Source organism: Hydrogenophaga palleronii, from assembly GCF_031457455.1.
Lineage (GTDB): Bacteria > Pseudomonadota > Gammaproteobacteria > Burkholderiales > Burkholderiaceae_C > Hydrogenophaga > Hydrogenophaga palleronii_A.
This window is the reverse complement of record NZ_JAVDWU010000005.1, coordinates 155,001-157,500: the sequence shown is the minus strand read 5'-3', so window position 1 is coordinate 157,500 and position 2,500 is coordinate 155,001. Positions and strand designations below refer to the sequence as shown.

At 51.2% G+C, this 2,500-nt stretch carries 2 rRNA genes (both only partly in view); both read right to left on the bottom strand.

Features of this window, described 5'->3' with window-relative positions:
* Nucleotides 1-16 (bottom strand): 5S ribosomal RNA (gene rrf, locus J2W49_RS13345); it reaches 97 nt to the left of the window's first position.
* A 165-nt stretch (nt 17-181) separates the two neighbouring features.
* Nucleotides 182-2,500: ribosomal RNA gene (locus J2W49_RS13340) — 23S ribosomal RNA — on the bottom strand (it continues 560 nt past the right edge of the window).

Here is a 2,500-nt window from a genome sequence, read left to right as displayed (position 1 = left end):
CGCTATGGTCGTCAGGCATAACTTGTTGTCCTGATGGCGCGAGCGCCACCTGAACGAATTCATAGAGCTTCGAATCAGCTGATTTTTGATTGCTGCCAACGTCGTGATCGAAGACCACGAGGGCATAACATGACTTTTCAGTCGGATGACATTCAACTGTGATCGATTTGATCAAAGTTATAGGGTCAAGCCGCACGAGCAATTAGTATCGGTTAGCTTAACGCATTGCTGCGCTTCCACACCCGACCTATCAACGTCCTGGTCTTGAACGACTCTTTAGGGGGCTCAAGGCCCCGGCAGATCTCATCTTGGAACGAGTTTCCCGCTTAGATGCTTTCAGCGGTTATCTCTTCCGCACTTAGCTACCCGGCAATGCCACTGGCGTGACAACCGGTACACCAGAGGTGCGTCCACTCCGGTCCTCTCGTACTAGGAGCAGGCTTCCTCAAATCTGCAGCGCCCACGGAAGATAGGGACCAAACTGTCTCACGACGTTTTAAACCCAGCTCACGTACCTCTTTAAATGGCGAACAGCCATACCCTTGGGACCGGCTACAGCCCCAGGATGAGATGAGCCGACATCGAGGTGCCAAACACCGCCGTCGATATGAACTCTTGGGCGGTATCAGCCTGTTATCCCCAGAGTACCTTTTATCCGTTGAGCGATGGCCCTTCCATACAGAACCACCGGATCACTATGTCCTGCTTTCGCATCTGCTCGACTTGTCAGTCTCGCAGTTAAGCACGCTTATGCCATTGCACTATTAGCACGATGTCCGACCGTACCTAGCGTACCTTCGAACTCCTCCGTTACACTTTGGGAGGAGACCGCCCCAGTCAAACTGCCTACCATGCACTGTCCCCGATCCAGATAATGGACCTAGGTTAGAACCTCAAACACACCAGGGTGGTATTTCAACGTTGGCTCCACAAGATCTAGCGACCCTGCTTCAAAGCCTCCCACCTATCCTACACAGATCTGTTCAAAGTCCAATACAAAGCTACAGTAAAGGTTCATGGGGTCTTTCCGTCTTTCCGCGGGGAGATTGCATCATCACAAACATTTCAACTTCGCTGAGTCTCAGGAGGAGACAGTGTGGCCATCGTTACGCCATTCGTGCAGGTCGGAACTTACCCGACAAGGAATTTCGCTACCTTAGGACCGTTATAGTTACGGCCGCCGTTTACTGGGACTTCGATCAAGAGCTTGCACCCCATCAATTAATCTTCCAGCACCGGGCAGGCGTCACACCCTATACGTCCACTTTCGTGTTTGCAGAGTGCTGTGTTTTTAATAAACAGTCGCAGCCACCAATTTTTTGCAACCCATTCGTGCTCAGATGTTCTCATCACACTACTAGGGCACACCTTCTTCCGAAGTTACGGTGTCAATTTGCCGAGTTCCTTCTCCTGAGTTCTCTCAAGCGCCTTAGAATACTCATCTCGCGCACCAGTGTCGGTTTGCGGTACGGTCAATTACAAGCTGAAGCTTAGTGGCTTTTCCTGGGACCTCGTTCAGTTACTTCGTGAGCAAGCTCACTCGATCGACAGCCTCGGTATATGACACGCGGATTTGCCTACGTGTCGCCTACATCTGTCTAAACCGGCACATCCAACCGCCGGATAACCTATTAAGATCCGTCCCCACATCGCACTTGTAATCGGTACAGGAATATTGACCTGTTTCCCATCAGCTACGCATCTCTGCCTCGCCTTAGGGGCCGACTCACCCTACGCCGATGAACGTTGCGTAGGAAACCTTGCGCTTACGGCGAGGGGGCTTTTCACCCCCTTTAACGCTACTCATGTCAGCATTCGCACTTCTGATACCTCCAGCATCCTTCACAAGACACCTTCACAGGCTTACAGAACGCTCTCCTACCACTTGCAATAAATTGCAAATCCGCAGCTTCGGTAACTGGCTTAGCCCCGTTACATCTTCCGCGCAGGACGACTCGATCAGTGAGCTATTACGCTTTCTTTAAATGATGGCTGCTTCTAAGCCAACATCCTGACTGTTTTAGCCTTCCCACTTCGTTTCCCACTTAGCCCGTTTTAGGGACCTTAGCTGGCGGTCTGGGTTGTTTCCCTCTTGAGTCCGGACGTTAGCACCCGGTGCTCTGTCTCCCAAGCTGTACTCATCGGTATTCGGAGTTTGCCTTGGTTTGGTAAGTCGCCATGACCCCCTAGCCAAAACAGTGCTCTACCCCCGACGGTAATACTTGAGGCACTACCTAAATAGTTTTCGGAGAGAACCAGCTATTTCCAAGTTTGTTTAGCCTTTCACCCCTATCCACAGCTCATCCGCTAATTTTGCAACATTAGTCGGTTCGGACCTCCAGTACCTGTTACGGCACCTTCATCCTGGCCATGGATAGATCACTTGGTTTCGGGTCTACACCCAGCGACTGAATCGCCCTATTCGGACTCGGTTTCCCTACGCCTTCCCTACTCGGTTAAGCTTGCCACTGAATGTAAGTCGCTGACCCATTATACAAAA